At 70.8% G+C, this 22,847-nt stretch carries 20 protein-coding genes, 1 pseudogene and 1 riboswitch; of the genes and pseudogenes, 13 read left to right on the plus strand and 8 right to left on the minus strand.

Annotated elements, in window-relative coordinates:
- Positions 1-40 precede the first annotated feature (40 nt).
- Positions 41-196, minus strand: a complete 156-nt coding sequence (locus tag ACJ6WD_RS17280) for a hypothetical protein (protein ID WP_407616098.1) — start codon at positions 194-196, stop codon at positions 41-43.
- Between the two features lie 137 nt (positions 197-333).
- Here ACJ6WD_RS17280 and ACJ6WD_RS17285 point away from each other — a divergent pair, with 137 nt between their 5' ends.
- The 3 genes from ACJ6WD_RS17285 (at position 334) to ACJ6WD_RS17295 (ending at position 2,438) form a co-directional block, all read left to right on the plus strand.
- Entirely contained in the window at positions 334-1,008 is a 675-nt protein-coding gene (locus ACJ6WD_RS17285) for a hypothetical protein (RefSeq protein ID WP_376441176.1), read from the plus strand.
- A gap of 205 nt (positions 1,009-1,213) precedes the next feature.
- A complete protein-coding gene (locus tag ACJ6WD_RS17290) occupies positions 1,214-1,843 on the plus strand; it encodes a vitamin K epoxide reductase family protein (RefSeq protein ID WP_233659925.1) in 630 nt (209 codons plus the stop codon).
- A 238-nt stretch (positions 1,844-2,081) separates the two neighbouring features.
- On the plus strand, positions 2,082-2,438 hold the full coding sequence (locus tag ACJ6WD_RS17295) for a YciI family protein (protein WP_016578206.1): 357 nt from the start codon (positions 2,082-2,084) through the stop codon (positions 2,436-2,438).
- A gap of 86 nt (positions 2,439-2,524) precedes the next feature.
- Here ACJ6WD_RS17295 and ACJ6WD_RS17300 read toward each other — a convergent pair whose 3' ends face one another.
- Entirely contained in the window at positions 2,525-3,403 is an 879-nt protein-coding gene (locus ACJ6WD_RS17300; protein ID WP_407616099.1) for a sigma-70 family RNA polymerase sigma factor, read from the minus strand.
- Between the two features lie 225 nt (positions 3,404-3,628).
- Here ACJ6WD_RS17300 and ACJ6WD_RS17305 point away from each other — a divergent pair, with 225 nt between their 5' ends.
- From ACJ6WD_RS17305 to ACJ6WD_RS17325, 5 genes are all read left to right on the plus strand, one after another.
- Positions 3,629-4,408, plus strand: a complete 780-nt coding sequence (locus tag ACJ6WD_RS17305) for an SDR family NAD(P)-dependent oxidoreductase (protein WP_407616100.1) — start codon at positions 3,629-3,631, stop codon at positions 4,406-4,408.
- A gap of 131 nt (positions 4,409-4,539) precedes the next feature.
- Positions 4,540-5,334, plus strand: coding sequence for an SDR family oxidoreductase (locus ACJ6WD_RS17310; protein WP_233659921.1), 795 nt, complete (start codon positions 4,540-4,542; stop codon positions 5,332-5,334).
- A gap of 123 nt (positions 5,335-5,457) precedes the next feature.
- Positions 5,458-6,537 carry an ABC transporter substrate-binding protein gene (locus ACJ6WD_RS17315; protein ID WP_331246988.1) on the plus strand — a complete coding sequence of 360 codons (1,080 nt, stop codon included), beginning with the start codon at positions 5,458-5,460 and terminating at the stop codon, positions 6,535-6,537.
- A 2-nt stretch (positions 6,538-6,539) separates the two neighbouring features.
- Entirely contained in the window at positions 6,540-7,637 is a 1,098-nt protein-coding gene (locus ACJ6WD_RS17320) for a FecCD family ABC transporter permease (protein WP_374206851.1), read from the plus strand.
- Entirely contained in the window at positions 7,634-8,458 is an 825-nt protein-coding gene (locus ACJ6WD_RS17325; RefSeq protein WP_376552867.1) for an ABC transporter ATP-binding protein, read from the plus strand. The genes ACJ6WD_RS17320 and ACJ6WD_RS17325 overlap by 4 nt, the downstream gene beginning before the upstream one ends.
- A gap of 68 nt (positions 8,459-8,526) precedes the next feature.
- Here the strand turns inward: ACJ6WD_RS17325 and ACJ6WD_RS17330 are convergent, their stop codons facing one another.
- A complete protein-coding gene (locus tag ACJ6WD_RS17330) occupies positions 8,527-8,742 on the minus strand; it encodes a heavy-metal-associated domain-containing protein (RefSeq protein WP_407616101.1) in 216 nt (71 codons plus the stop codon).
- Between the two features lie 115 nt (positions 8,743-8,857).
- The gene (locus ACJ6WD_RS17335) at positions 8,858-9,634 is read right to left on the minus strand and encodes a MerR family transcriptional regulator (protein ID WP_407616102.1); all 777 of its coding nucleotides are present in this window, start codon (positions 9,632-9,634) and stop codon (positions 8,858-8,860) included.
- Between the two features lie 95 nt (positions 9,635-9,729).
- Between ACJ6WD_RS17335 and ACJ6WD_RS17340 the strand changes: the two genes are divergently transcribed.
- Positions 9,730-10,821, plus strand: a complete 1,092-nt coding sequence (locus ACJ6WD_RS17340) for a serine hydrolase domain-containing protein (protein WP_407616103.1) — start codon at positions 9,730-9,732, stop codon at positions 10,819-10,821.
- 115 nt (positions 10,822-10,936) lie between these two features.
- Here the strand turns inward: ACJ6WD_RS17340 and ACJ6WD_RS17345 are convergent.
- Positions 10,937-11,329, minus strand: a pseudogene (locus ACJ6WD_RS17345) (IS5 family transposase); the annotation flags it as partial.
- Between the two features lie 286 nt (positions 11,330-11,615).
- Between ACJ6WD_RS17345 and ACJ6WD_RS17350 the strand changes: the two are divergent.
- The 4 genes from ACJ6WD_RS17350 (at position 11,616) to ACJ6WD_RS17365 (ending at position 17,253) form a co-directional block, all read left to right on the plus strand.
- Positions 11,616-13,025 carry an MFS transporter gene (locus ACJ6WD_RS17350; RefSeq protein WP_407616104.1) on the plus strand — a complete coding sequence of 470 codons (1,410 nt, stop codon included), beginning with the start codon at positions 11,616-11,618 and terminating at the stop codon, positions 13,023-13,025.
- 15 nt (positions 13,026-13,040) lie between these two features.
- Positions 13,041-14,867 carry an asparagine synthase (glutamine-hydrolyzing) gene (asnB, locus tag ACJ6WD_RS17355; RefSeq protein ID WP_407616105.1) on the plus strand — a complete coding sequence of 609 codons (1,827 nt, stop codon included), beginning with the start codon at positions 13,041-13,043 and terminating at the stop codon, positions 14,865-14,867.
- Between the two features lie 11 nt (positions 14,868-14,878).
- A complete protein-coding gene (locus tag ACJ6WD_RS17360) occupies positions 14,879-16,156 on the plus strand; it encodes a cytochrome P450 (RefSeq protein WP_407616106.1) in 1,278 nt (425 codons plus the stop codon).
- Positions 16,157-16,320: 164 nt separating this feature from the next.
- Positions 16,321-17,253, plus strand: a complete 933-nt coding sequence (locus ACJ6WD_RS17365) for an L-tyrosine/L-tryptophan isonitrile synthase family protein (RefSeq protein WP_407616107.1) — start codon at positions 16,321-16,323, stop codon at positions 17,251-17,253.
- 155 nt (positions 17,254-17,408) lie between these two features.
- On the opposite strand, the gene metE is transcribed toward ACJ6WD_RS17365, so the two are convergent.
- The 3 genes from metE to aceB all read right to left on the minus strand — a co-directional run bounded on the left by metE (position 17,409) and on the right by aceB (position 22,768).
- The gene (gene metE, locus ACJ6WD_RS17370; RefSeq protein WP_376552880.1) at positions 17,409-19,727 is read right to left on the minus strand and encodes a 5-methyltetrahydropteroyltriglutamate--homocysteine S-methyltransferase; all 2,319 of its coding nucleotides are present in this window, start codon (positions 19,725-19,727) and stop codon (positions 17,409-17,411) included.
- 183 nt (positions 19,728-19,910) lie between these two features.
- Positions 19,911-20,104, minus strand: a riboswitch (cobalamin riboswitch).
- A 205-nt stretch (positions 20,105-20,309) separates the two neighbouring features.
- On the minus strand, positions 20,310-21,179 hold the full coding sequence (locus tag ACJ6WD_RS17375; RefSeq protein ID WP_233659913.1) for a 3-hydroxybutyryl-CoA dehydrogenase: 870 nt from the start codon (positions 21,177-21,179) through the stop codon (positions 20,310-20,312).
- Entirely contained in the window at positions 21,176-22,768 is a 1,593-nt protein-coding gene (gene aceB / locus ACJ6WD_RS17380; protein ID WP_376441141.1) for a malate synthase A, read from the minus strand. Before aceB ends, ACJ6WD_RS17375 begins: the two co-directional genes overlap by 4 nt.
- Between the last annotated feature and the right edge of the window lie 79 nt (positions 22,769-22,847).

Consider the following 22,847-nt stretch of genomic DNA (forward strand, 5'->3'; position numbering starts at 1 on the left):
TTGACGCGCGGGCCGGCTGCCGCCGTCCTCGGCGCCGCCCTCACGACTCCGTGGGCACGGGGCCGTCTCCCTGCCCCGGCTCCCACTCGGCGATGTCGCGGAGGGCGGCCTCGTCGACCGCGGCGAGCGCCGCGGCGATGGAGAACCGCACCGGTGCGTGGATCAGGGTGTACAGGGCCTTGCGCGGGTGACTCACGGGCGGGGCGCCTACGAGGCCGAATCGGGCCTTGGCCGCCGCTCAAGCGCCGGTGGGTTGGGTGACTGCCGGCCGGTGGAGACGACCACGGCCACGAGAGTCGGCCCTCTGATACGTTCCAGGACCAGGGGGCCGACATGGAAGAGACTTCGAGAGCGCGCGACGAACTGGACCGGCTGGGCCGGTCCCTGCGCAGGCAACTCGTCGCGCTCATCAACGATTTGACCGTCCGGGTCCACCTCCGTCGGCTGTCCCTCGACGAGCCGAAGGTCGCCGACCGGCGCGAGCCGCCGCGCTACCACTATGCGACGGTGTACCAGGGCAATCGTCCGGCGGCCGCCACCGCTGCCGAGACGGCCTCCCGTGCGACCTTCCTCCTCCGCTCGGCAGGTTGGGATGTCACGGAGTCAGAGGAGGATGACGACGGGGTGCTCTGGAGAGTGGTCGACGCTCACCAGGATGGCAACGCCATCCGCATCCTCACGAGCGACAACACACCCGCCGTGTCGTTCCGCGGGCAGACGCCGGCGCTGGCACTGTGCCCGCCGAAGCCGGTCCAGCAGCCGGAGCCGGTGCGAACGCCGGAGGCCATCACACCTGGTTACGTCCTCTGCTACGAGTGCGACGGCCTCGGCTGGTGTCCCGGATGCGGTGGCCGCGGGTGGGTGCTCGGCCAGCCCCACCGGAGAAGCCGATGCAGGGAATGCGGCACAACGAAGGTCTGCCCCATCTGCCGGGGGGCGGGTCAGTTGAACGCCTCCAGCCTGTCGCCGTACCAACGCGGCTACTACCCGGGACTGGACCGAGGCTGACTGAGAGGGTGGTTCTCCGCTCCTGCATCGTCTACGCACTGGGCCGAACCAACCACCCCTCCATTGGGCCATAAATGCGGTTTATGCACCCATGGATCCCTCGGTACTACCGAGACGTTCGGTGGCCACGCGAAAGTGGCGTCGTTCAAGCCTGCGCTCGTCGGTGCGACGAGGTGCGGCCCGACCGAACTCCGGAAGAGTGCACATGGAAATCACCAATGACGCTGCTGCTCGTGCGGCGCCCAGGTCCGCGGAGGGGAGAGTCGCAGCTGGCCGCGCATTCGCCTGGCTTCTCGTTCTCGGCGGCGGGGCCGGCCTCATCGCTTCATGGGGCATCACCCTCGACAAGATCAAGCTGCTGTACGACCCGAACTACACCCCTGGTTGCAGCATCAACTCGGTCGTCTCCTGCAGCGACATCATGGCGAGCGGTCAGGCTTCCGTCTTCGGCTTCCCGAACTCGATGCTCGGACTTGTCGCCTACGGCATCGTCGTCTGCGTCGGCGTGAGCCTGTTGGCCGGTGGGCGCTTCCGCCGTTGGTACTGGCTCACCCTCCACGCAGGCACCCTCTTCGGTATCGGATTCTGCACCTGGCTCCAATTCGAGTCGCTCTACCGGATCAACGCGGTCTGCCTCTGGTGCTGCCTGGCATGGATCGCCACAACCATCCTGTTCTGGTACGTGACATCATTCAATTTTCGTCACGGGGTGTTTCCTGTACCGGGCTGGGTCAAGGTCTTCTTCTCGGAGTTCGCTTGGGCCCCGCCGGTGCTGCACATCGGGATCACCGCCATCCTGATCCTGGTCCGCTGGTGGGACTTCTGGGCCAGTTGACGTGCGGCCCGCGCACCGCGGCTCACGCGGTGCCGCCTATGGTGGGCCAGCCGCACATTGAGGCGTGCGTGCACGTCGACGTGGATGAGAACCACCTCTTTCCTCCCCTGCACGCGCCGGTGTCCGGCGCGCATCGGCTGATCACGGTCCAGGCATGGCGACGTCGACCTGAGTGGTCACATCGGTGTGGTGCGCGGGCTCATGGGTGTGTGCGACGGACGCACTCGATGAGGAGGACATGATGCAGTTCGTGTTGGTGATCCACCAGGGCACGTATCCGCTGCCGGGCACTCCGCAGGCGGAGTTGGTGTCGGAGGAGGACAGGAAGGCGGCCTACGCCGACTGGGCGGCGATCGGCACGATGGAGAACGTGACCGGTGCGCCGCCGATGGGTCTGCCCAAGGACGCGACGACCGTCCGCGTGCAGGACGGTTCGGCCGTCACCACCGAGGGTCCGTTCGACAACACGTCGGTGGGCGGGTTCTTGGTGGTTGAGGCCGAGGATCAGGACGCCGCGATCGCGATCGCATCCCGCGTACCGCAGGCCCGACTCGGTGGCGCGGTCGAAGTACGACCGTCCGTTAGGTACTGGTGAGTTCCTGGCCCGGTGTGCCCGGTGTGCCCGGTGTGATCGGCCTGGCCCGGTACACCAGGCGCACTCGGTGCACCGGGCCAGGCCGCTCACCCGGGCTGCCCGAGGACGCTTGACGCGAGAGTGCGGACGCGGTCGGCGTTGCGGATGACGTCGATCCTGACGATCTTGTCGCCGGTGACGGTGAAGACCATGACGGAGTAAGCCTGTCCGTTCCGGGTGACCAGCGCGCCGACCGCGCCGTTGACCAGGACGGGGCGCAGTTCGCCACCGCGGGGCGCACGGACCCGCCTGGCTACCGCCGCTGCACCGCGGACGACGCGTGGCGATCGGGCGGCACCGAACTCGGTGCGCTCGACGACATCGGGGTCGAGGACCTGGACGAGGGCGTCGAGATCGGCGGACCGCGCCGCTGCGTAGAACGCGGCGACCACCTTCCGCTGGCGGGCGAGATCCGGATCGGGCCGGGGGATCTCCGCGCCGTCGACCCGGCGCCGCGCTCGGCTGGCGAGCTTCCGGGCGGCCGCGGGGGTTCGGTCGACGATCTGGGCGATCTCGTCGAAGGGCAGGTCGAACATGTCGTGCAGCACGAACGCCAACCGCTCGGCCGGGGTGAGGCGTTCGAGTACGACCAGCAGCGCCAGGCTCACCGCGTCGGCCAGCAGCGCCTCCTGCTCGGGGTCGGGGTCCTCCGCCCGGACGATCGGGTCGGGCAGGTGCTCGACCAGCGGGTCTTCCCGGCGGCGCCGTCGGGACCGTAGCTGGTGCAGGCACTCCCGCGTGACGACGGTGGTCAGCCATCCGCTGAGGTTGTCGATGTGTTCCGCCTCGGACCGGCTCAGCCGAAGCCAGGCATCCTGCACCGCGTCGTCGGCCTCCGCCACCGAACCCAGCATCCGGTACGCCACCGCACGCAGCCGCGGGCGCTCGCGCTCGAAGCGTTCGGCCAGCCATGCGTCCTCGTTCACCAGTCACTCCCCATTCCATCGTCAAGTCTCACTCTGATGAGCCTCCGGAGGCGGCCGATGTGACGGAAGTGATGGGGAACCCATCACCACACGGTCCGGGAGAAGTCCTGGGCGGCTGTCGAAAGCCGCCGCGTCCCGCGGAGGCGGAATCGGAGAGCGAGGCCCATTCCTGCTCAGGTCGTTGCCACGCCTAGCCTTGGGCAACTCGACGACGAGGGAGGGTTCATGACCGGGGTGAGCAGGCTCGACGGCAAGAGAGCTCTGGTGATTGGTGGTGGCGGGACGGGGATCGGTCGCGCCGTCGTCCGTGCGTACGCCGCCGCCGGGGCGGCAGTGGTGGTGGCTGACGTGGATGCCGCACGGGCAACCGAGGCGGCGGACGAGTTGCGGACGGCCGGATACGCCGCCCATGCGGTGAGCGGCGACGTCCGCTCACGTGAACAGCTCGACGACCTGATCGACGGCGCGGCGGAACGACTCGGCGGTCTGGACACCCTGGTCACGGTGGTCGGTGGGCAAGTGGCGTTCGTGCCGGCGGTCAGGCTCCACGAGATGAGCGACGAGGACTGGGATACCGTCTACGACCTGAACCTGCGCTACGTGGCTCGTGCCGTGCGGCGCGTACTCCGCCTGTTCCTGGAGCAAGGAACGGGCGGGAACATCGTCAGCATCGGTTCGGTCACCGGATTCATGGCCGCGCCGAAGCAGGCTGGATACGGTGCGGCGAAGGCCGGCCTCTACAGCCTGGCGCGCACCGTTGCGGCCGAGTACGCGGCCGACGGCATCCGGATGAACGTCGTCGCAGGCGGAGCGATCAGCACCGGAGTCAACAACGCCAACCCTGCCTGCGACTGGGTCCCGGAGGTTCCAGCGGGCCGCTACGGCACGCCTGAGGAGATGGCCGCTGCGACCGTCTACCTGGCCTCGGACGAGGCACGTTACGTCACCGGCCAGCAGATCGTCTTGGACGGAGGGGTCTCCGTCCGCGGCCCGTTCCCCGAATAGCCGGCCGAACAGAAGGAGATCCCTGATCCGCTTGCTTGGAGTGCACTCCAAGGCCATAGCGTCGAGACAGCTGAACCGAACACCCAACGCGTCGACGCGTCATCCCGCACGACCAACTGGAAGGGCGGCAAGTGGTGGACAACCCATTCACAACGCATGCGGAACTGTTCGATCTGGGTGGAAAGCGCGCACTCGTCACCGGTGGCACCCGAGGCATCGGAATGATGATCGCGCGTGGCCTTCTCCAGGCGGGCGCCCGCGTGGTCATCAGCTCACGCAACGCAGAAGCGTGCGCTCAGGCGCAGGAGCAGCTGTCCACATTTGGTGAGGTGCGGGCCATTCCCGCCGACCTGTCCCGCCACGACGAGTGTCGGAGACTGTCCGACCTTGTCACCGCCGACTCGGAGCGTCTCGACATCCTCGTCAACAACGCGGGCGCCATGTGGGACGAGCCGCTGGCGACGTTCCCAGACGCGGCCTGGGACACGGTCGTCGACCTCAACCTGAAGTCGCCGTTCTGGCTGGTCCAGGCGCTGCTGCCCGCACTTCGCAGGGCGGGCACCGCCGACGATCCCGCGCGGATCATCAACATCGGCAGCATCGCCGCCATCCACATCCCCCAGCGGCCCAACTACTCGTACTCCAGCAGCAAGGCCGCACTGCATCAACTCACCAGAGTGCTCGCCAAGGAACTGGGACCGCAGCACGTCACCGTGAACGCCGTGGCGCCGGGACCGTTCCCGTCGACGATGATGGCTGCGACCCTCGATGAGTTCGGCGAGGCGATCGCGGCGTCGGCCCCACTACGCCGGATCGGCCGCGACGACGACATGGCGGGTGTCGCCGTGTTCCTCGCCAGCCGGGCAGGCGCATACCTGACAGGCGCCGTGATCCCCGTCGACGGCGGCATCGCCACAACCGCGTAGGCCGGCCAGGCTCTGTTCGCGAAAGTTGAGATTGGGCGGGAACTCGACAGGCGTTCGCTCCGACTACTGGTGCGGGTGGCGGAGGTTCGTCCGCCACCGCTGAGTGGATCGTGGAGGGTTTCGATGCGTTCTCGTGTGTGGGGCGGTACGGCAGTCGTCGTACTCGGCGGCCTGCTGGTGGCGGGCTGCGGGAGCGGGGGGAAGGGCGCGTCGGGCGGGGGCGGTGAGACGGCCGGGAGGGCCGGCTCCGGTGACTACCCGGTGTCCGTCACCGATTGCATGGGTGACAAGACCACCTTCTCCGAGGCCCCGAAGAAGATCGTCACCAGCAACGCCTCCAGCCTGGAACTGCTGCTCCGCCTCGGAGCCGGCGACAAGGTGATCGGTACGGGCTTCCCGCCGGGCAAGGGCGCCCTGCCCGGCGCGCTGGACGCGCAGGCGCAGAAGGTCAGCGTGCTCGGCAAGGGCGTGATCCCGAAGGAGAAGATCCTCGGCTCCGGTGCCGACCTGTACGTCGACACGTTCGCCGCCATGGGCGGGATGGGCGGGGGAGGGATGGGCGATGTGCCGACCGAGGCAGAGTACAAGGCGGCCGGGATCAAGCACATCTACCTGAAGTCCACCGCCTGCGCGGCGCGGAGCAAGAGCCCGGTGACGGACCTGTCGGCGGTCGAGGCCGACATCACCTCGCTCGGCGCGGTCACCGGCACGCGTGCCAAGGCGAAGGAACTCGTCGCCGGGATGAAGGAGAAGGTGGACGCGGTCCGGAAGGCGGTCGGCGACACGCCGGAGGGCAAGCGGCCGACGTACTTCTTCTTCGACTACGAGGCCGGCACCAAGCAGCCCACCGTCATCTGCAACCGCCAGGTCGCCAACGCGGTGATCACCCTGGCCGGAGCCCGCAACGTCTTCGCCGACTGCAACAGCGACCGCAAGCAGGTCGGTTGGGAGGACGTGATCGCCAAGAACCCGGACTGGATCCAGCTCGGGGTGCGCAACCGGGGCAGCGAGGCGGCGAACAAGAAGGCGTTCGACGAGGCGCAGCAGTGGCTGGAGACCAATCCGGCGACCAAGGGCCTGACGGCGGTCAAGGAGGGCCACTTCCTGCGGATCGGCTCCGAGCAGACCACCATCGCCGGGGTCGAGAACGCCGACACGGTCGAGGCGATCGCCAAGACCCTCTACCCGGGCAAGGTCGGCTAGCCGTGCTCTCCACGCTGTCCGCGTCCCGCCGCAAGGCCACGGACGCGACCCGGAACGACGGGAGCCGGGGCGCCCGGAGTCTGCCCGCCGGGCCGCTGGCACTGGTCCTCGGCGTGGCACTCCTCGTTGCACTGACGGCCGCGGTGGCCTGGGGTTCGACGTCCATCGCACCCGGCGAGGTGTGGAGCGTGGTGGCGCGGCGACTGGCCGGTGAGGCCCCGCGGCCCGGTACGGACGACCTGATCGTGTGGCAACTGCGTGTCCCACGGGCGTTGTTGGCCGCGCTCGTGGGGGCCGGGCTCGGCCTCGTCGGGACGGCGGTGCAGGCGCTGGTGCGCAACCCGCTGGCCGACCCGTACATGCTGGGCATCTGCAACGGGGCGTCGCTCGGCGCGGTCGCCGCCATCGTCCTCGGTCTGGGCGCGGGCGGGGCGCTGGGCCTGGGGCTGTCCGGCGCGGCCTTCGTCGGCGCCCTGGCCACGTTCGCCCTGGTGTGGCTCATCGCCCGGCGGGGCGGGGGATTCGCGCCGCTGCGGCTGGTGTTGGCCGGGGTGGCGATCGGCCAGTTCCTGTCCGGCTTCACCAGCTATCTGGTGTTGCAGGCCGGGGACGAGCAGCAGACGCGCAGTGTGCTGTTCTGGCTCATGGGCAGCCTCGGCGGCGCGAGTTGGCAGCTGCTGGTGGTGCCCGCGGTCGTGGTGCCGGCCGGCCTGCTGTGGCTTCAGGCACGCGCCCGGGCGCTGAACGCCCTGCTGATGGGTGACGAGACGGCGGCGGGGCTCGGCGTCAACGTCACCCGGCTGCGCCGGGAGCTGTTCGCGGTGACCAGCGTGGTGACCGGCGTCCTGGTGGCGGTGTCCGGTGCGATCGCCTTCGTCGGTCTGATGGTGCCGCACGCCTGCCGTCTGGTAGTCGGCGGCGACCACCGCCGCCTGTTGCCGCTCTCGGCGCTGTTCGGTGCGCTGCTGCTGGTGGTGGTCGACATCGTCTGCCGTACGGCGATGGACTCGCAGGAGCTGCCGGTCGGCGTGGTCACCTCGTTGATCGGCGCTCCGGCGCTGCTGTACCTGCTGGACCGGCGCCTTTGGAGCGGAAGTTGAGGATCGAGATCGAGGGCCTGCACCTCGCCTATGCCGGCCGCACGGTCGTGGCGGGGGCCCATCTGGTGGCGGCCGAGGGCGAGATCACCGGTCTGGTCGGGCCGAACGGCAGCGGCAAGTCCACGCTGCTGCGCGCCGTCTACCGGCATCTGAAACCCACCGCGGGCCGGGTGCTGCTGGCGGGCACCGACCTGCGCGAGCTGACCCCGGTCCAGTCTGCGCGGCATGTCGCCGCGCTGCCACAGGAACGGGGCAGCGACTTCGAGCTGACCGTGCGCGAGGTGGTCGCGATGGGGCGCACGCCGTACAAACGGGCCTTCGCGGGTGATGACGACGTCGACCGGGAGGCCGTCGGCCGTGCTCTCGCCGACGTCGGGATGGCGACGGCGACCGGGCGCCGGTTCACGGCCCTCTCCGGGGGCGAGCGCCAACGCGTCCTGCTGGCCCGCGCGTTCGCCCAGAACCCGGACGTCCTGGTCCTGGACGAGCCGACCAACCACCTCGACATCCGCCACCAGGTCGAACTGCTCGCCCTGTTGAGAGCCCAGCGCCGGACGACCCTGGTGTCGCTGCACGACCTCAACGCGGCCGCGGCGGTGTGCGACCGTCTGCACGTCCTGAGCGGCGGAGCCGTGGTCGCCTCCGGGCCACCGCGCGATGTCCTCACGCCCGCCCTGCTGGCCGAGGTGTTCGGCGTGCGGGCTGCCGTGGTCGACCACCCCCTGACCGGTGACCCCCTGATCGCCTTCGACCACCAGGCGCCGGCCGGCACGGAGCCGGACGCGGCGGTGGAGGTGGGCACCGTACGCTCCGGCGGATGAACGCGGCCAGGCAGGACGGCGATCGCGCCGTGCCGATGGCGTCCTGCCCGGCCCGCGGTTCCGGTTGATCAGGCGGCGACCGGGTCGACGACGCCGTAACCGGCCTCGGCGATGGCCGCGCGCAGCCGCTCGTCGTCGGGGCCGGTGCCGTGCACCGTGACGGCCTTCCCGGCGACGTCCACCTCGACCTCGCGCACGCCCGATACCTCGGACACCTCTTCCCTGATGCTCGCCGCGCAGTGCTCACAGCTCATGCCGGTGACGGTGTACTGCTTCTGGGCCATGGGGAACTCCTGGGGGCGTGGGGGCCTCCGTTTGCGGACCGATCCGCGGATGCGGAGGGTGAGGGCGGCGCCCTCACCTAGGCCCTTTCCGGGCGAGCAAGTTCGCAGCAGTCCGTCACTGATGCGGGATATCAATGCCCGCCGCGCGCAGGTGCCCCTCGACCAGCCCGTTCAGCCGCGCGATGGACGGTGCCTCGTCCTCCCGGTGGTGGTTGACCACGCCGTACCGGGAGGCCGCGTCGGGCCCGTGCGGTCGCTTGGCCGGCAGCGTCAGCAGCGCGCGGACGCCCAGCAGGTTGGCGGCCACCGCTGAGGCCAGCTCCTCGATCCGCGGGTCGTCGGGATCCCAGGACCTCGCCTCCCAGCCGCGCTTGGTCAACTCGACGAACTCGGGGTCGTCGAGCCGGTGTTCGAGGTTGACCAGGAAGAGGTCGAAGACCTCGGGAGTAAGCGCCCGCGACAGCACCAGGGCCTCCCGCTGGGTGGTGACGTAGTCGGGGCTGAAGTCGAGCTCGGCGAGTCGCTCCAGGACCGCGCAGGCACGGTCGGGCAGCAGGGCGCGGTCACCGTGGGTGAGCCGGTGCAGGGTGTCGCGGCGGGCGGTCAGCTCCTCGATCTGTTCGGTGAGCCGGCGGCGGACGTCGTCCAGGGCAGTGGCGAACCGCTCGGGCTCGGCGTCGAGCAGCTCGCCGATCTCGGCCAGCGGCACGCCCGCCCCGGCCAGGGCCCGGACCTGGACAAGTCTCAGCAGGTCGGCCGAACCGTAGCGCCGGTAGCCGGAATGGTCCCGTTCCGGTTCGGCGACCAGGCCGAGCCGGTGGTAGTGCCGCACCGTCTTGACGGTGATGTCGACGAAAGCCGCCGCCTGACCGATCGTGAGCCCGTCTGCCATGGGGCGAGCCTAGCGCTCATCTATCGCCTTGACCTTGACCTTGGGTCAGGGTCCACGCTCAACTCACACCCGCCGACGCGAGATGAGGAATCACCATGAGTGAGCAGAACACCACCGCGCAGGACCGCCCCGAGCTGCGGAAGGCCATGCAGGAGATCGTCGACGCCGGTTTCTCCGGCGTGCAGCTGCGCGTGAACGACGAACTCGGCGAGTGGGTCGGCAGCGCCGGGGTGAGCGAGCTGGGCCGGACCGCGAAGCCGCCGACCGACGGGCACTTTCGGGTCGGCAGCGTCACCAAGACCTTCGTTGCGACCGTCGTCCTGCAGCTGGTGGCCGAGGGCCGGCTCGGCCTCGAGGACCTGGTGGCCGACCACTTGCCCGAGTTCGGGCTCGACCGGCGGATCACGGTACGGATGCTCCTGCAGCACACCAGCGGGCTGTTCAACTTCACCGGCGAGTTCTCCAAGGACGGATCGGTCGAACCCGGTGTGGTCGCCGGATGGGGCAAGGAGTGGGTGGACTTGCAGCACGCGACCTACCGGCCGGAGGAGCTGGTGCGGGGGGCGTTGGCGAAGCCGGCGCGGTTCGAGCCGGGGACGGCCTGGAGCTACTCCAACACCAACTATGTCCTGGCCAGGCTGCTGATCGAGCAGGTCACCGGCTGCTCGCTGCCCGAGGAGACGCGCCGGCTGATCCTGGGCCCGCTCGGACTGACGGGCACCCTACTGCCGGAGACCCGGGAGGACATCCCCGAGCCGCACGCCCACGGCTACTTCGGCTACGACGACGCCGGACAGTGGAAGGTGGTCGACACCACCCGCTTCAACCCCTCCTGGGTATCCGCCGCCGGCGACATGATCTCGACCAGCCGGGACCTCCACACGTTCTTCTCCGCGCTGAACAGCGGCAAGCTCATCTCGACCGAGCTTCTGGCCGAGATGCGCGTCGCGGACCCCACGATGGGTTACGGCCTGGGGGTGTTCGTGGAGGAGCTGGACGGCGGCGGCACTGTCCTCCACCACAACGGAGGGTTCTGGGGCTGGGGCGCAATCATGTACAGCACGCCCGACGGCACCAAGACCCTGACCGGCTCGCTGACCTCCGGGGACGCCGAAATGGACCTGCCCACCATTGCCGGGACGTTCGAGAAGGTGAAGCAGACACTGGTCAAGGCGGTGTTCGCCTAAGACTTGTCCGGCCGATCATGTGCGGAGCCAGATGGCGAGGGTTGCGGCGGTCGCGGTGCCGTCCGCCGCGTGAACCTCTGCGCAGGCGGGCGACGAGGCTCTGCCACAGCGTTTCGCCCTGGTGTTCTGCCGCCGCGTCCCCCTTTGAGGCGGGCGCCGGCGGTGGTTCGGTCCGGGCGCCGGCGGCGTGCTGATGTGCCCGCACGATGGTGGAGTCGACCGAGATGTCCCAGTCGATCTCCTCGGCCGCGTCGGCCTCGGCCTGCACCTGCTGGAGCAGGCATTCCCAGGTTCCGTCGGCCGACCACATGCGGTGGCGTTCATAGACCGTCTTCCACGGGCCGAACCGTTCGGGCAGGTCACGCCACTGAACGCCGGTCCGCACCCGGTGCAGAATCCCGTCGATCACCTGCCGGTGATCCCGCCACCTGCCACAACGCCTCTTGCCGAACGGCAGGAACGGCCGCAGCCGTTCCCACTCGGCGTCCGTCAGATCACCCCGCCCCATGTCCACATCAACGGCAGAACTGCGGAGCAGTCAGATGATCGGCCGGACAAGTCCTCGGAGTCGGCCGGTTGGAGCATGGAGTTCCGCGGATCGGCGGGGGAGTGCGCCCGTTCCGCTCGCCGTTCCCGGCGCCGCTAACGGAACCCGACCCGCCGTGCTGGTCAGCCCGGAAAACCAGCCTGCCGGTCACATTCCTGGGAGGAGCCGGGAACTCACCTTCGATTCCTCACGACTCCTCAGACGGGACTGCCGTCGGGCAGTCCGTTCTTGAGGATGAGGGGGAACGGTGGCACACCACGATCCCGGTGCGGGACCGCCCGATCGGGTACCCGCCGGCGAGGACCGCTGGCCGCTGGTCGCCGTCTCGGGCGTGCTGGCGTTCATGGCGATGCTCGACATGAACATCGTCAACGTGGCCCTGGCGGACATCGCCGACGGTCTGCACGTGTCCACCGCGACCGCCCAGTGGGCGGTGCTGGGTTACCAACTACCGGTAGTGGCCTTGCTGTTGCCGGTCGGTCGGTGGCTCGACGGGGTGGGGCCGCGTTCCGCCGTGCTGACCGCGACCTGCGGATTCGGCCTGTGCAGCGCCCTGGCCGCCGCCGCGCCCTGGGCGGCCTGGCTGATCGCCGCCCGGCTCGCGCAGGGTGCCTTCGCGGCGGTGCTCTTCGTGCTGATGCCGGTCCTCGCGGTCCGTTCCGTACGACCGGAGAAGCGCGGCCGGGCGATGAGCGTGCCCGCCACCCTGGGACCGCTGGGCGCCGTGACCGGACCGGCCGTGGGCGGGCTGCTGTTGGACCACTTGGGCTGGCCCGCGGTCTTCCTGGTGAAGATCCCGTTCTGTGCGCTCGCCCTGGCCGTGGCCTGGAAGGTCATGCCGCGGGACGGCGGGTTGCGCCGGCCCGACCGGCGCTCGGTGGCGGACGCGCTGCTGGTGGCCTCGGGCGTGGCGGTCCTGCTGCTGGCCTTGACCCTGGCGTCGGACCGCCCGGCGTGGCTGGTCCTCGCGCTCGCGGCGGTCCCGACGCTCTGGTGGTGGTCGCGCGGTCCGGGTGGCCGGCCGGTGGCCGGTGTGCTGCGGGCCACGGGGCTGTTCCGGGCCCACGGCGCGGTGCTGTCCCTCGCGGCCGGATTCGCCGCCATGCACTACGTCGTCGCTCTGCATCTGCAACGTGACGACGGTGTCAGCGCCACCACCACCGGGCTGATCGTTCTCGCCTTCCCCCTGGGGATGGGCCTGGCCGGGCAGATCGGCGGGCGCCTCGCCGACCGGTACGGCGCCCGGCCGGTCGCGGTCGCCGGCGCCGCGGTCACCGCCACCGGCCTGCTTTCGCTGATCCCGCTGGGCGACGGCTGGTCACCCCTGGAGGTGGCCTGGCGGTTGGCGCTGGCCGGCGTCGGCATGGGCCTCAACGGCGGCCCCACCCAGGCCCTGGTCATGGGCACCGCACCACGGGACCGGACCGCGACCGTCGGGTCCACGATGCAGCTCGCCCGCACGCTCGGCTTCACCCTCGGGCCGGCCCTGGCCACCGCCGTCTGGGGACTGGCCGGACCCGACCAGGGCGTACGGGCCGGGCTCGCGCTGGCCGCCACCGCCGCCTGTTCGGCCGTGCCCCTGATCGCCCGGCCCGGCAGAAGACCCGCACCCGGCCCCGAGACTTCGACCGACGCGGCGCCCGCCGCCCACCACTGACAGGGAGTCACCCGCATGTGCGGAATCACCGGCTGGGCGTCCTTCCACCGCGACGCCCGCACCCAGGCCCCGGTCATCGAGGCCATGACCGACACCCTCACCCCGCGCGGACCGGACGCGCGCGGCGTCTGGCTCGGCGAGCGCGCCGCGCTCGGCCACCGCCGCCTGGCCGTCATCGACCTGGCCGGCGGCGTACAGCCGATGACCGACCGTCCCGAGCGGCCGGCCCTCGTCCTCAGCTACAGCGGCGAGGTCTACAACCACCACGCACTGCGGGCCGAACTCCGGCGCCGGGGCCACCACTTCCGCACCCGCAGCGACACCGAGGTGGTACTGCGCGCCTACGCCGAGTGGGGCGAGGCCACCGCCGACCACCTGGACGGCATGTTCGCCTTCGCCGTGTGGGACGAGCGGGCGCAGCGGCTGCTGCTGGTACGCGACCGCCTCGGCGTCAAACCCCTGTTCTGGGCGGCCGTCGACGGCGGCCTGGCCTTCGCCTCGGAGCCCAAGGCACTGTTCGCCCATCCGGAGATCCGGCCCCGGGTGGACGCCGACGGGTTGCGGGAGGCGTACAGCCTGCTGTTCAACACCGGGCCCACGGTGTGGTCGGGCGTACGGGAGGTGGAGCCCGGCGGTCTGCTCGTCCTGGACCGGGACGGCATCCGCGAACGCCGCTACTGGCAGCTGGAGGCCGACGTCCACGACGACGACCGGGACACCACCGTCGAGCGGGTCCGTGAACTGCTCGGCTCGGCCGCCCGCAGCCAGCTGGAGGCCGACGTCCCGGTGTGCAGCCTGCTGTCCGGCGGGATCGACTCCACCGTCCTGACCGCGCTGCTCGCCGACGAACTCCGGCTGCGGGAAGGTCCGGAAGCCCGCATCCGCTCCCACGCCGTCGACTACAGCGACCAGGCCGAGCAGTTCACCGGCGACGTGCTGCGCACCGGCCACGACACCCCGTACGCCACCGAGGCCGGGGCGTTCATCGGCACCGACCACAGCACCGTCGTCCTCGACCCGCACGCCCTGCTCGACCCCGAGCACCGGAAGGCGGTCGTGGTGGCCAGGGACTCGCCGATCGGCGTGGGCGACATGGACACCTCGCTGTACCTGCTGTTCGGCGAGATCCGCAAGCACTCCACCGTGGCCCTCTCCGGTGAGGCGGCGGACGAGGTGTTCGGCGGCTATCCCTGGTTCCACCATCCGAAGGCGCTGGCCGCGGACACCTTCCCGTGGCTGCTCGTCAACGGCGACGACGCCGCGATGCCGCTCAACGCCGAACTCGACCTGCGAATAGGGGAGTTCCGCAAGGACACGTATCGCAGCGCGCTGGCCGCCGTACCGCATCGGGACGGCGAAACCCCCGTCGAGCACCGCCAACGCCAGATGCAGCACCTGTCCCTGACCCGCTGGCTGCGCCAACTCCTGCACCGCAAGGACCGGTTGAGCATGGCCCAGGGCCTGGAGGTCCGCGTCCCCTACTGCGACCACCGCCTCGTCGAGTACGCCTTCGCCACGCCCTGGGCGCACCAGAGCTTCGACGGCCGGGAGAAGAGCCTGCTGCGCGCCGCCGGCACCGGACTCGCGCCCGACTCCGTACTGCACCGGCCCAAGAACCACTACCCGGCCACCCACCACCCCGACTACAACCGCGGCCTCCAGGAGCTGGCCCGCGACGCCCTGTCCAGCGAGCAGGTCCGTGCCCTGGCCGACCAGTCCCGCCTCAAGCCCGCCCTCGACACCCCGCCCGACCAACTGGTGTGGGGCCACCGCCTCCGCCTCGAACGGGTCGTCGACCTGGCCCTGTGGCTGGACCACCACCGACCCGAACTCGCCCTCTGAGGAGCCCCCGTATGACCATCCAAGAGCCACCCCTGCCGGCCGCTGAGCCGAAGCCCCGACCCGAACCGCTGCCCGACCCGGTCCCGCTGACGGGCTGCCCCTACAAGAGCAACCCCTACCCGCTCTACGAGCGGATGCGCGAGGCCGGCCCCGTCCACCGCGTGCTCTTCCCCAGCGGTGTACAAGCCTGGCTCGTCACCGGCTACGACGCGGCCCACGCCGCCCTCAACGACGACCGCCTCGGCAAGAACCACGACCGCGGCAACGACCGCTGGCGCGCCCGCGCCTCGATCATGCCCGAACCCCAGCACTCCCAGCTCCAGGTCCACCTCCTCCACCAGGACCCGCCCCGGCACACCCGCATGCGGCGCTTCGTCACCGACGCCTTCACACCCCGCCGCATCGAGAGCCTGCGCCCCCGCTTCCAGGAACTGGCCGACGCCCTCGTCGACGCACTCCCCGAATCCGGCCCCGCCGACCTCGTCGCAGGCTTCGCCGCACACTTCCCGTTCCAGGTCCTCGCCGAAGTCATCGGCCTCCCGCACCATCTGGCCGCCCGCTTCGACCGCGACTGGGGCAAGGTCGTCCAGCCCGTCGGCCCCACCGACCCCGGACGGCCGCTCTACGAGGCCCGGCTGCACGGCCTGCAGAACTACATCGCCGAGGTCGTCGCCCACAAGCGCGAACACTGGGACGACGACCTCCTCAGCCGCCTCGTCGTCGCCCGGGACCGTCGCGAACTGTCGCAGGAGGAACTGGACTCCATGATCTTCCAGCTCCTCGTCGCCGGGCAGGAACCGGTCACCAACCAGATCACCACCGCACTGATCGCCCTCTTCCGCCACCCCGACCAACTCGCCCGCCTGCGCGACGAACCCGACCTGCTGCCCCGCGCCGTCGAGGAACTCCTCCGCTACGACAGCGCCTTCGAACTGACCACCTGGCGCTTCCTCGACCAGGACGACAACCTGCACGGCACCGACATCCCGGCCGGCGACTCCGTGATCGTCTCGCTGTGCGCCGCCAACCGCGACCCGCGCCGCTTCCCCGACCCCGACACCCTCGACCTCGACCGCACCCCCAACCCGCACCTCGCCTTCGGCCACGGCATCCACTTCTGTCCCGGCGCCGCCCTCGCCCGCACCGAACTCCAGGTCGCCCTGGACGCCCTGCTCACCCGACTCCCCGGCCTCCACCTCGCCATCAGGGACGAGGACATCGAGTGGATCCCCGCCGTCCTCGGCCGTGGCACCAACCACCTGCCCGTGGGCTACGACCGACGCCGTTGAACCGCCTCCGACACGCCGGTGACGCCGGCTTTCGGCTGACCGGGGCCGGCCACACCGCTCGCCCCGGACCCGGCTGATCCGCCACCCCATCCGCCTGACCGCGCCTGGCCGCCCCTCGCCACGGCGCCATGCCGTCATGCCCGCACGCCTCACGGAGGAACGACATGCCGCCGACAACCGCGCCGGACGCCCATTCCACGAGACGCAGCATCGCGATCCTGAACCTGCTCCTACCGCACCACCGGACAACCGACCAGGGCCCCGCCCCCGCCGAGAGGTTTCCGCACCAACTGCGCCAGATCGCCGACTTCGTACGCGACGACGCCCCCGTCACGTTCACCCTGCCCGGCTTCCCCTGCAAGTCCCCCAACCCCGCCAAAGTCCTCGGCCACCTCCCCGACCAGGGAGAACGACTCTCCCTCGGCTTCCTCAACACCCTCTGCACCGAGATCGAGCGGATCCACCCGCCCGGCGCCCGCATGGTCGTCTGCTCCGACGGACACGCCTTCGGCGACCTCGTCCGCGTCCCCGACGAGCACATCGACGCCTACGCCGACGAACTCCGCGCCCTCATAGGCCACGCGGGCCTGACCGGACTCTCCGTGTTCGACCTGCGCGACGTGTTCGGCGACCTCCCGCACGACACCAAGCGCGCCCACCTCCACAAGAGCTACGCCCCCACACTGGACGCCCTGCGCGCCGAGGTCCGCACCGACGACAACACCCTCGCCCTCTACCGTGGCATCACCCGCTTCCTCGTCGAGGACACCGCCGACCACGCGGGCACCCGCTCCGCCCTCCAGCGCGAGTGCCGGCAGCGCGCGTACGGCGTCATCCAGCGCAGCCGCGCCTGGGGCGACCTGATCGCCGACCACCACCCCCGCTCCGTACGCCTGTCCATCCACCCCCAGCCCGTCGGCGCCCGCAAGTTCGGCATCCGCCTGCTGGACGCGCCCGATGCCTGGACCACCCCCTGGCACTCGACAGCCCTTCGCCGCACCGACGGCACCTGGACCCTCATGACCCGGGCGAAGGCCGCCGAGTTGGGCCGCCTGATCGAGTGCGACGGCCGTCCCAGTCACTTCGAGCTGGACTGACGGGACCGGCGGGACTGATCGTCACGGCATCGGGCCCACGTGGTGGCGGCGCATGCCGGTGGAAGCAGGATGGGACCCCCTCGTGTGCCTCGGTCATGGCGGTGCTGTTCGGTGGGCCGGGACGCCACCAGCGTCCCGGCCCACCGGGGTCGGGATCAGGAGGCGGGCAGCTCACCCCGCACGGTGCGCGCCGCGGCGACCAGGTTCTCCAGCGAGGCGCGGGTCTCGGCCCAGCCGCGGGTCTTCAGGCCGCAGTCGGGGTTGACCCACAGTCGCTCGGCGGGGATCGCCTTCAGTCCGGTGCGCAGCAGTTCGGCGGCCTCCTCGGCGCTCGGCACGCGCGGGGAGTGGATGTCGTAGACCCCCGGCCCCGCCTCGCGCGGATAGCCGTGGGCGGCGAGTTCGCGGGCCACCTGCATGTGCGAGCGGGCGGCTTCCAGGCTGATGACGTCGGCGTCGAGGTCGTCGATGGCCTGGACGATGTCGCCGAACTCGGCGTAGCACATGTGGGTGTGGATCTGGGTGTCCGGCCGCACGCCCGCCGTCGACAGGCGGAACGCCTCGGTGGCCCAGGCGAGGTACGCCTCCCGGTCGGTGGCCCGCAGCGGCAGGGTCTCGCGCAGCGCGGGCTCGTCGACCTGGATGACCGAGCTCCCGGCCGCTTCGAGATCGTCGACCTCGTCGCGCAGGGCGAGTGCGACCTGCCGGGCGGTGTCGCCGAGGGGTTGGTCGTCGCGGACGAAGGACCAGGCGAGCATGGTGACGGGCCCGGTGAGCATGCCCTTGACGGGACGTCGGGTCAGCGACTGGGCGTACGTGGTCCAGCGGACGGTCATCGGCTCGGGGCGGGAGATGTCGCCGGCCAGGATCGGCGGGCGGACGTAGCGGGTGCCGTAGGACTGGACCCAGCCGCGCTGGGTGGCGAGGTAGCCGGTGAGCTGCTCGGCGAAGTACTGGACCATGTCGTTGCGTTCGGGCTCGCCGTGCACCAGCACGTCGATCCCGGTCGTCTCCTGGAAGGAGATGACCTCCTGGATCTCGGCCTTGATGCGCTCCTCGTAGCCGGCGGTGTCGATGCGGCCGGCACGCAGGTCGGCGCGGGCGGCGCGCAGTTCGTCGGTCTGCGGGAAGGAACCGATGGTCGTCGTGGGCAGCAGCGGCAGCCCGAGGTGGGCGCGTTGGGCGGCGGCCCGTTCGGTGTACGGCTGGGAGCGGCGGGCGTCGGCGTCGGTGACGGCGGCGATCCGGGCCCGTACGGCCGGGTCGTGGGTGATCGGCGAGCCCGCGCGGGAGGCGAGGGCGGCGCGGTTGGCCGCGAGTTCGCCGGTGATGGCGTCGGTGCCCTGGGCGAGGCCCTTGGCGAGGGCGACGATCTCGGCGGACTTCTGCTTGGCGAAGGCCAGCCAGCGCAGGATCTGCGGCTCGATGTCCCGCTCGACGGACGCGTCGAGGGGGACGTGGAGCAGGGAGCACGAGGCGGCCACGTCGACCCGGTCGGCGAGCCCGAGGAGGGTGCCCAGGGTGGACAGGGACTGGGGCAGGTCGTTGATCCAGATGTTGCGGCCGTTGACGACCCCGGCGACCAGGCGCTTGCCGGGCAGCCCGCCAACGGCGGCCAGGGCCTCCAGGTTGGCGGCCGCCGCCTCGGTGAAGTCGAGGGCGAGCCCCTCGACCGGTGCCTTGGCGAGCACCGGAAGGGCGTCGCCGAGGCGGTCGAAGTAGGAGGCGACGAGCAGCTTGGGCCGGTCGGTGAGGGCACCGAGGTCACGATAGGCACGCTCGGCGGCGTCGAGCTCGGCCGGGGTGCGGTCCTGGACCAGTGCGGGCTCGTCGAGCTGCACCCACTCGGCGCCGGCCGCGCGCAGGTCGGCCAGGACCTCGGCGTACACGGGCAGGAGCCGGTCCAGCAGGGTCAGCGGCTCGAAGTCCGCCGCTACGCCCGGGGCGGGCTTGGCGAGCAGGAGGTAGGTGACCGGGCCGACCAGGACCGGGCGGGCGGCCAGGCCGAGGGCGAGGGCTTCCTTGAGCTCGGCAACCTGCTTCGCGGAGTTCGCGGTGAAGTGGGTGTCGGGACCCAGTTCGGGGACCAGGTAGTGGTAGTTCGTGTCGAACCACTTGGTCATCTCCAGCGGCGCGACCTCCTGGGTGCCGCGGGCCATGGCGAAGTAGCCGTTCAGGGCGTGTGCCGCAACGGCGTCGCGGTGCCGCTCGGGGATCGCGCCGACCATGACGGTGGTGTCCAGGACGTGGTCGTAGTACGAGAAGTCGCCGGTCGGCACCTCGTGGATGCCGGCGTCGGCGAGCTGCTGCCAGTTGCTCCGGCGGAGTTCGGCGGCGGTGCCTCGGAGGGCGTCGGCGGTGACGCGGCCCTTCCAGTAGCCCTCGATGGCCTTCTTGAGTTCCCGGTGCTGACCCTGGCGGGGGTAGCCGTACACGGTGGCCCGTGCTGCCGCGGCTGCGGACTTGCTGGTCACGGAGATCTCCTTCGCGAGATGAATCCCTGGGGTCCCGGTGACGGGACGAGAGCGCGAAGGGAATGACGAACCGGACGGCAGCGACCCCGCGCGGCGAAGGCACGGTCGTTCCGTCTGGTGTGTACGCCGACCCGCCCTCGAGGTCACCGGGGTGTCCGCGCACGGAGTGGTCCGCGCGCGGGCAGTTGGCAGGTCTTCGGACTCGTGGGCACGCCCTCCTTCTCGGAGGACACCTACTGGCCGTCGCTTCCCGGGTCCGGTACCTCGGACCCAGTGCGTATGACGGCGGTCGTTCCCACTCACCGCTGCGGGGCAGTCCCGGATTCCCACCGGGTTCCCTCTTGCGACACCCCGCCTGGCGGACGGGGTGAACCAGCTGCTCCCGCCACCCTACGGGCTGTCGCCACGCCGTGACGAGGGCCGTCCAGGAATCGCAAAGTGAATCAGGACACCTGGGGGCGGAACACCGAAGGGGCGGGAAGCGCCGGTACGCGCGCTTCCCGCCCCTCCCCTGATCCGCTCACCGAAGACCCTCATCCCCGGTGGCGGTGCGGGCCCCTCAGCCCGTGTCCCATCAGGTCATCAGTCCTGCTCGTAAGGGTGGAACCCCCGGCCTGTCTTACGGCCGAGAAGCCCTGCCTCCACCATGCGCCGGAGCAGCGGCGGCGGGGCGTAGAGGGGTTCGCGGAACTCGGCGTACAGGGACTCCGCGATCGAGGCGACGGTGTCCAGGCCGATCAGGTCGGCGAGTTCGAGCGGTCCCATCGGGTGGGCGCAGCCCAGTTCCATGCCGGTGTCGATGTCGGCGGCGGTGGCGAAGCCGGATTCCGCCATGCGGATGGCGGAGAGGAGGTAGGGGATCAGCAGGGCGTTGACGACGAAGCCGGCGCGGTCCTGGGAACGGATGACCGTCCTGCCGAGCGTGCGGGTGGCGAAGTCCTCGACCGCGGCGGTGGTCTCGGCCGAGGTGTGCAGCGAGGACACCACCTCGACCAGCGGCATCACGGGGACCGGATTGAAGAAGTGCAGGCCGACAACCCGGTCCGCGCGGAGGGTCGACATGCCGAGCCGCATGATCGGGAGGGAGGAGGTGTTGGTGGCCAGGACGGCTGCCGGATCCTCGACGATCTTGTCGAGGGCGGCGAACACCTCGGTTTTGGCGTCCGGGTTCTCGACCACCGCCTCGATGACGAGCTGCCGGTCGGCCAGATCGTCCAGACTGCTGGTGAACACCATCCGGGCGAGCGCGTCCCGTGCCGCCGCCTGTTGCAGCTTTCCGCGCCGCACTGCCCGGTCGAGTGAGGCACTGATCCGGTCCCGGGCGGTGCGCGCAGCGGTCGCGTTCGCCTCGCAGACCACGGTGTCCAGCCCGGCGCGCGCACACACCTCGGCGATCCCGGCACCCATCTGCCCGCCGCCGACGACGCCGACGCGTTCGACGGCCGCGCTCACGCCCGGACCTCCGTCCGCCGCACGAGGTGGCGGGTGTAGGCATCCGGGGTGAAGAACATCGGTAGCTCGCCGGTCAGCGTGTTCCGCTCGAAGAGCGCGCGAATGTCGTCGACGGGCGCCCACGGGTACTCGGCCCCGAGCGCGGCGGTCTCCTCGTCGAGGACCCTTTCCACGGTCCGACGGTCGATGACCCGGTGTCGGAGCCACTGCCAGATCTGCACGCGGGCGATCTCCGCGGTGGCCGCGTCCTCCATCAGCCCGTCGAGCGCGACCGCGCCCTGCCCGCGCAGCCAGGCCGCGTAGTACCGCAAGGAGACGGAGATGTTGGTGCGCACCCCGTCCGCGGTCGGCGGTCCGCTGATCCGCCGCACCGACAGCAGGTCGGCCGAGGTCACGTCGACGTCGTCGCGGGTGCGGTCGAGTTGGTGGGGGCGGTCGCCCAGGACGCCGTCGAAGACCGCGCGGCACACGGGGACGAGGGCGGGATGGGCCACCCAGGACCCGTCGAAGCCGTCCTCGGTCTCCCGCTCCTTGTCCAGGCGGACCTTGGCGAGCGCGGCCTCGTTCACGGCCGGGTCCTTGCTCGGCACCTGCGCGGCCATGCCGCCGATGGCGTGCGCCCCGCGCCGGTGGCAGGTGCGCACGAGCAGTTCGGTGTAGGCCCGCAGGAACGGGGCGGTCATCGTGACCTTGGCGCGGTCGGGCAGGAGGAAGTCCGTGCGGTGCCCGAACGTCTTGATCATGCTGAAAAGGTAGTCCCAGCGGCCGGCGTTGAGTCCGGCGCTGTGCTCGCGCAGCTCGTAGAGGATCTCCTCCATCTCGAACGCGGCGGTGATCGTCTCGATGAGGACGGTGGCGCGGATGGTGCCGCGGGGAATGCCGAGCAGCTCCTGGGCGAGGACGAAGACGTCGTTCCAGAGGCGGGCCTCGTAGCGGTTCTCCAGTTTCGGAAGGTAGAAGTACGGGCCGTGACCGGCGTCGAGCTGTCGCTGGGCGCAGTGGAAGAAGTACAGGCCGAAGTCGACGAGCGCGGCGGGAACCGGGCGGCCCGCGCATTCCAGGTGCTCCTCGTCCAGGTGCCAGCCGCGTGGGCGCACCATGAGGGTGGCGAGCCGTTCGCCGAGCCGGTACTCCTTGCCCTCGGGGGTGGTGAAGTCGATCCGGCGCTCGATGGCATCGAGCAGGTTGAGCTGCCCGCCGATGACGTTGTCCCACGAGGGTGCGGTCGCGTCCTCGAAGTCCGCCATCCACACCTTCGCGCCGGAGTTGAGGGCGTTGACGGTCATCCGGAGGTCCGGTGGGCCGGTGATCTCCACACGGCGGTCGGTCAGGCCGGGCGCGGGCGGCGCGACCCGCCAGGAGGGATCGTTGCGGACGGCGGCGGTGACCAGGGGGAAGTCGAGCGGAGAGCCCGATGCCAGCCGCAGCGCCTGCCGACGGCGTTCCTTCATCAGATCCCGCCGACGCGGCTCGAACACCTCGGCCAGCCGGCCGACGAAGGCCAGGGCGGCGGGGGTGAGGATCTCGTCGTGCCGCTCGCCGAGTGCAGCGAGGACACGAACCTGCTGGGTGAGTGCGGTGATGGACATCGGGATCTCCTGGGGGAAAGGAGCGCAGGGGGCGGAGACGGTCGCCCGCCCTCCGCGCGGCCGAGGGCCGGCCGGACGC

Source organism: Streptomyces sp. VTCC 41912, assembly GCF_045799175.1.
GTDB lineage: Bacteria > Actinomycetota > Actinomycetes > Streptomycetales > Streptomycetaceae > Streptomyces > Streptomyces albulus_C.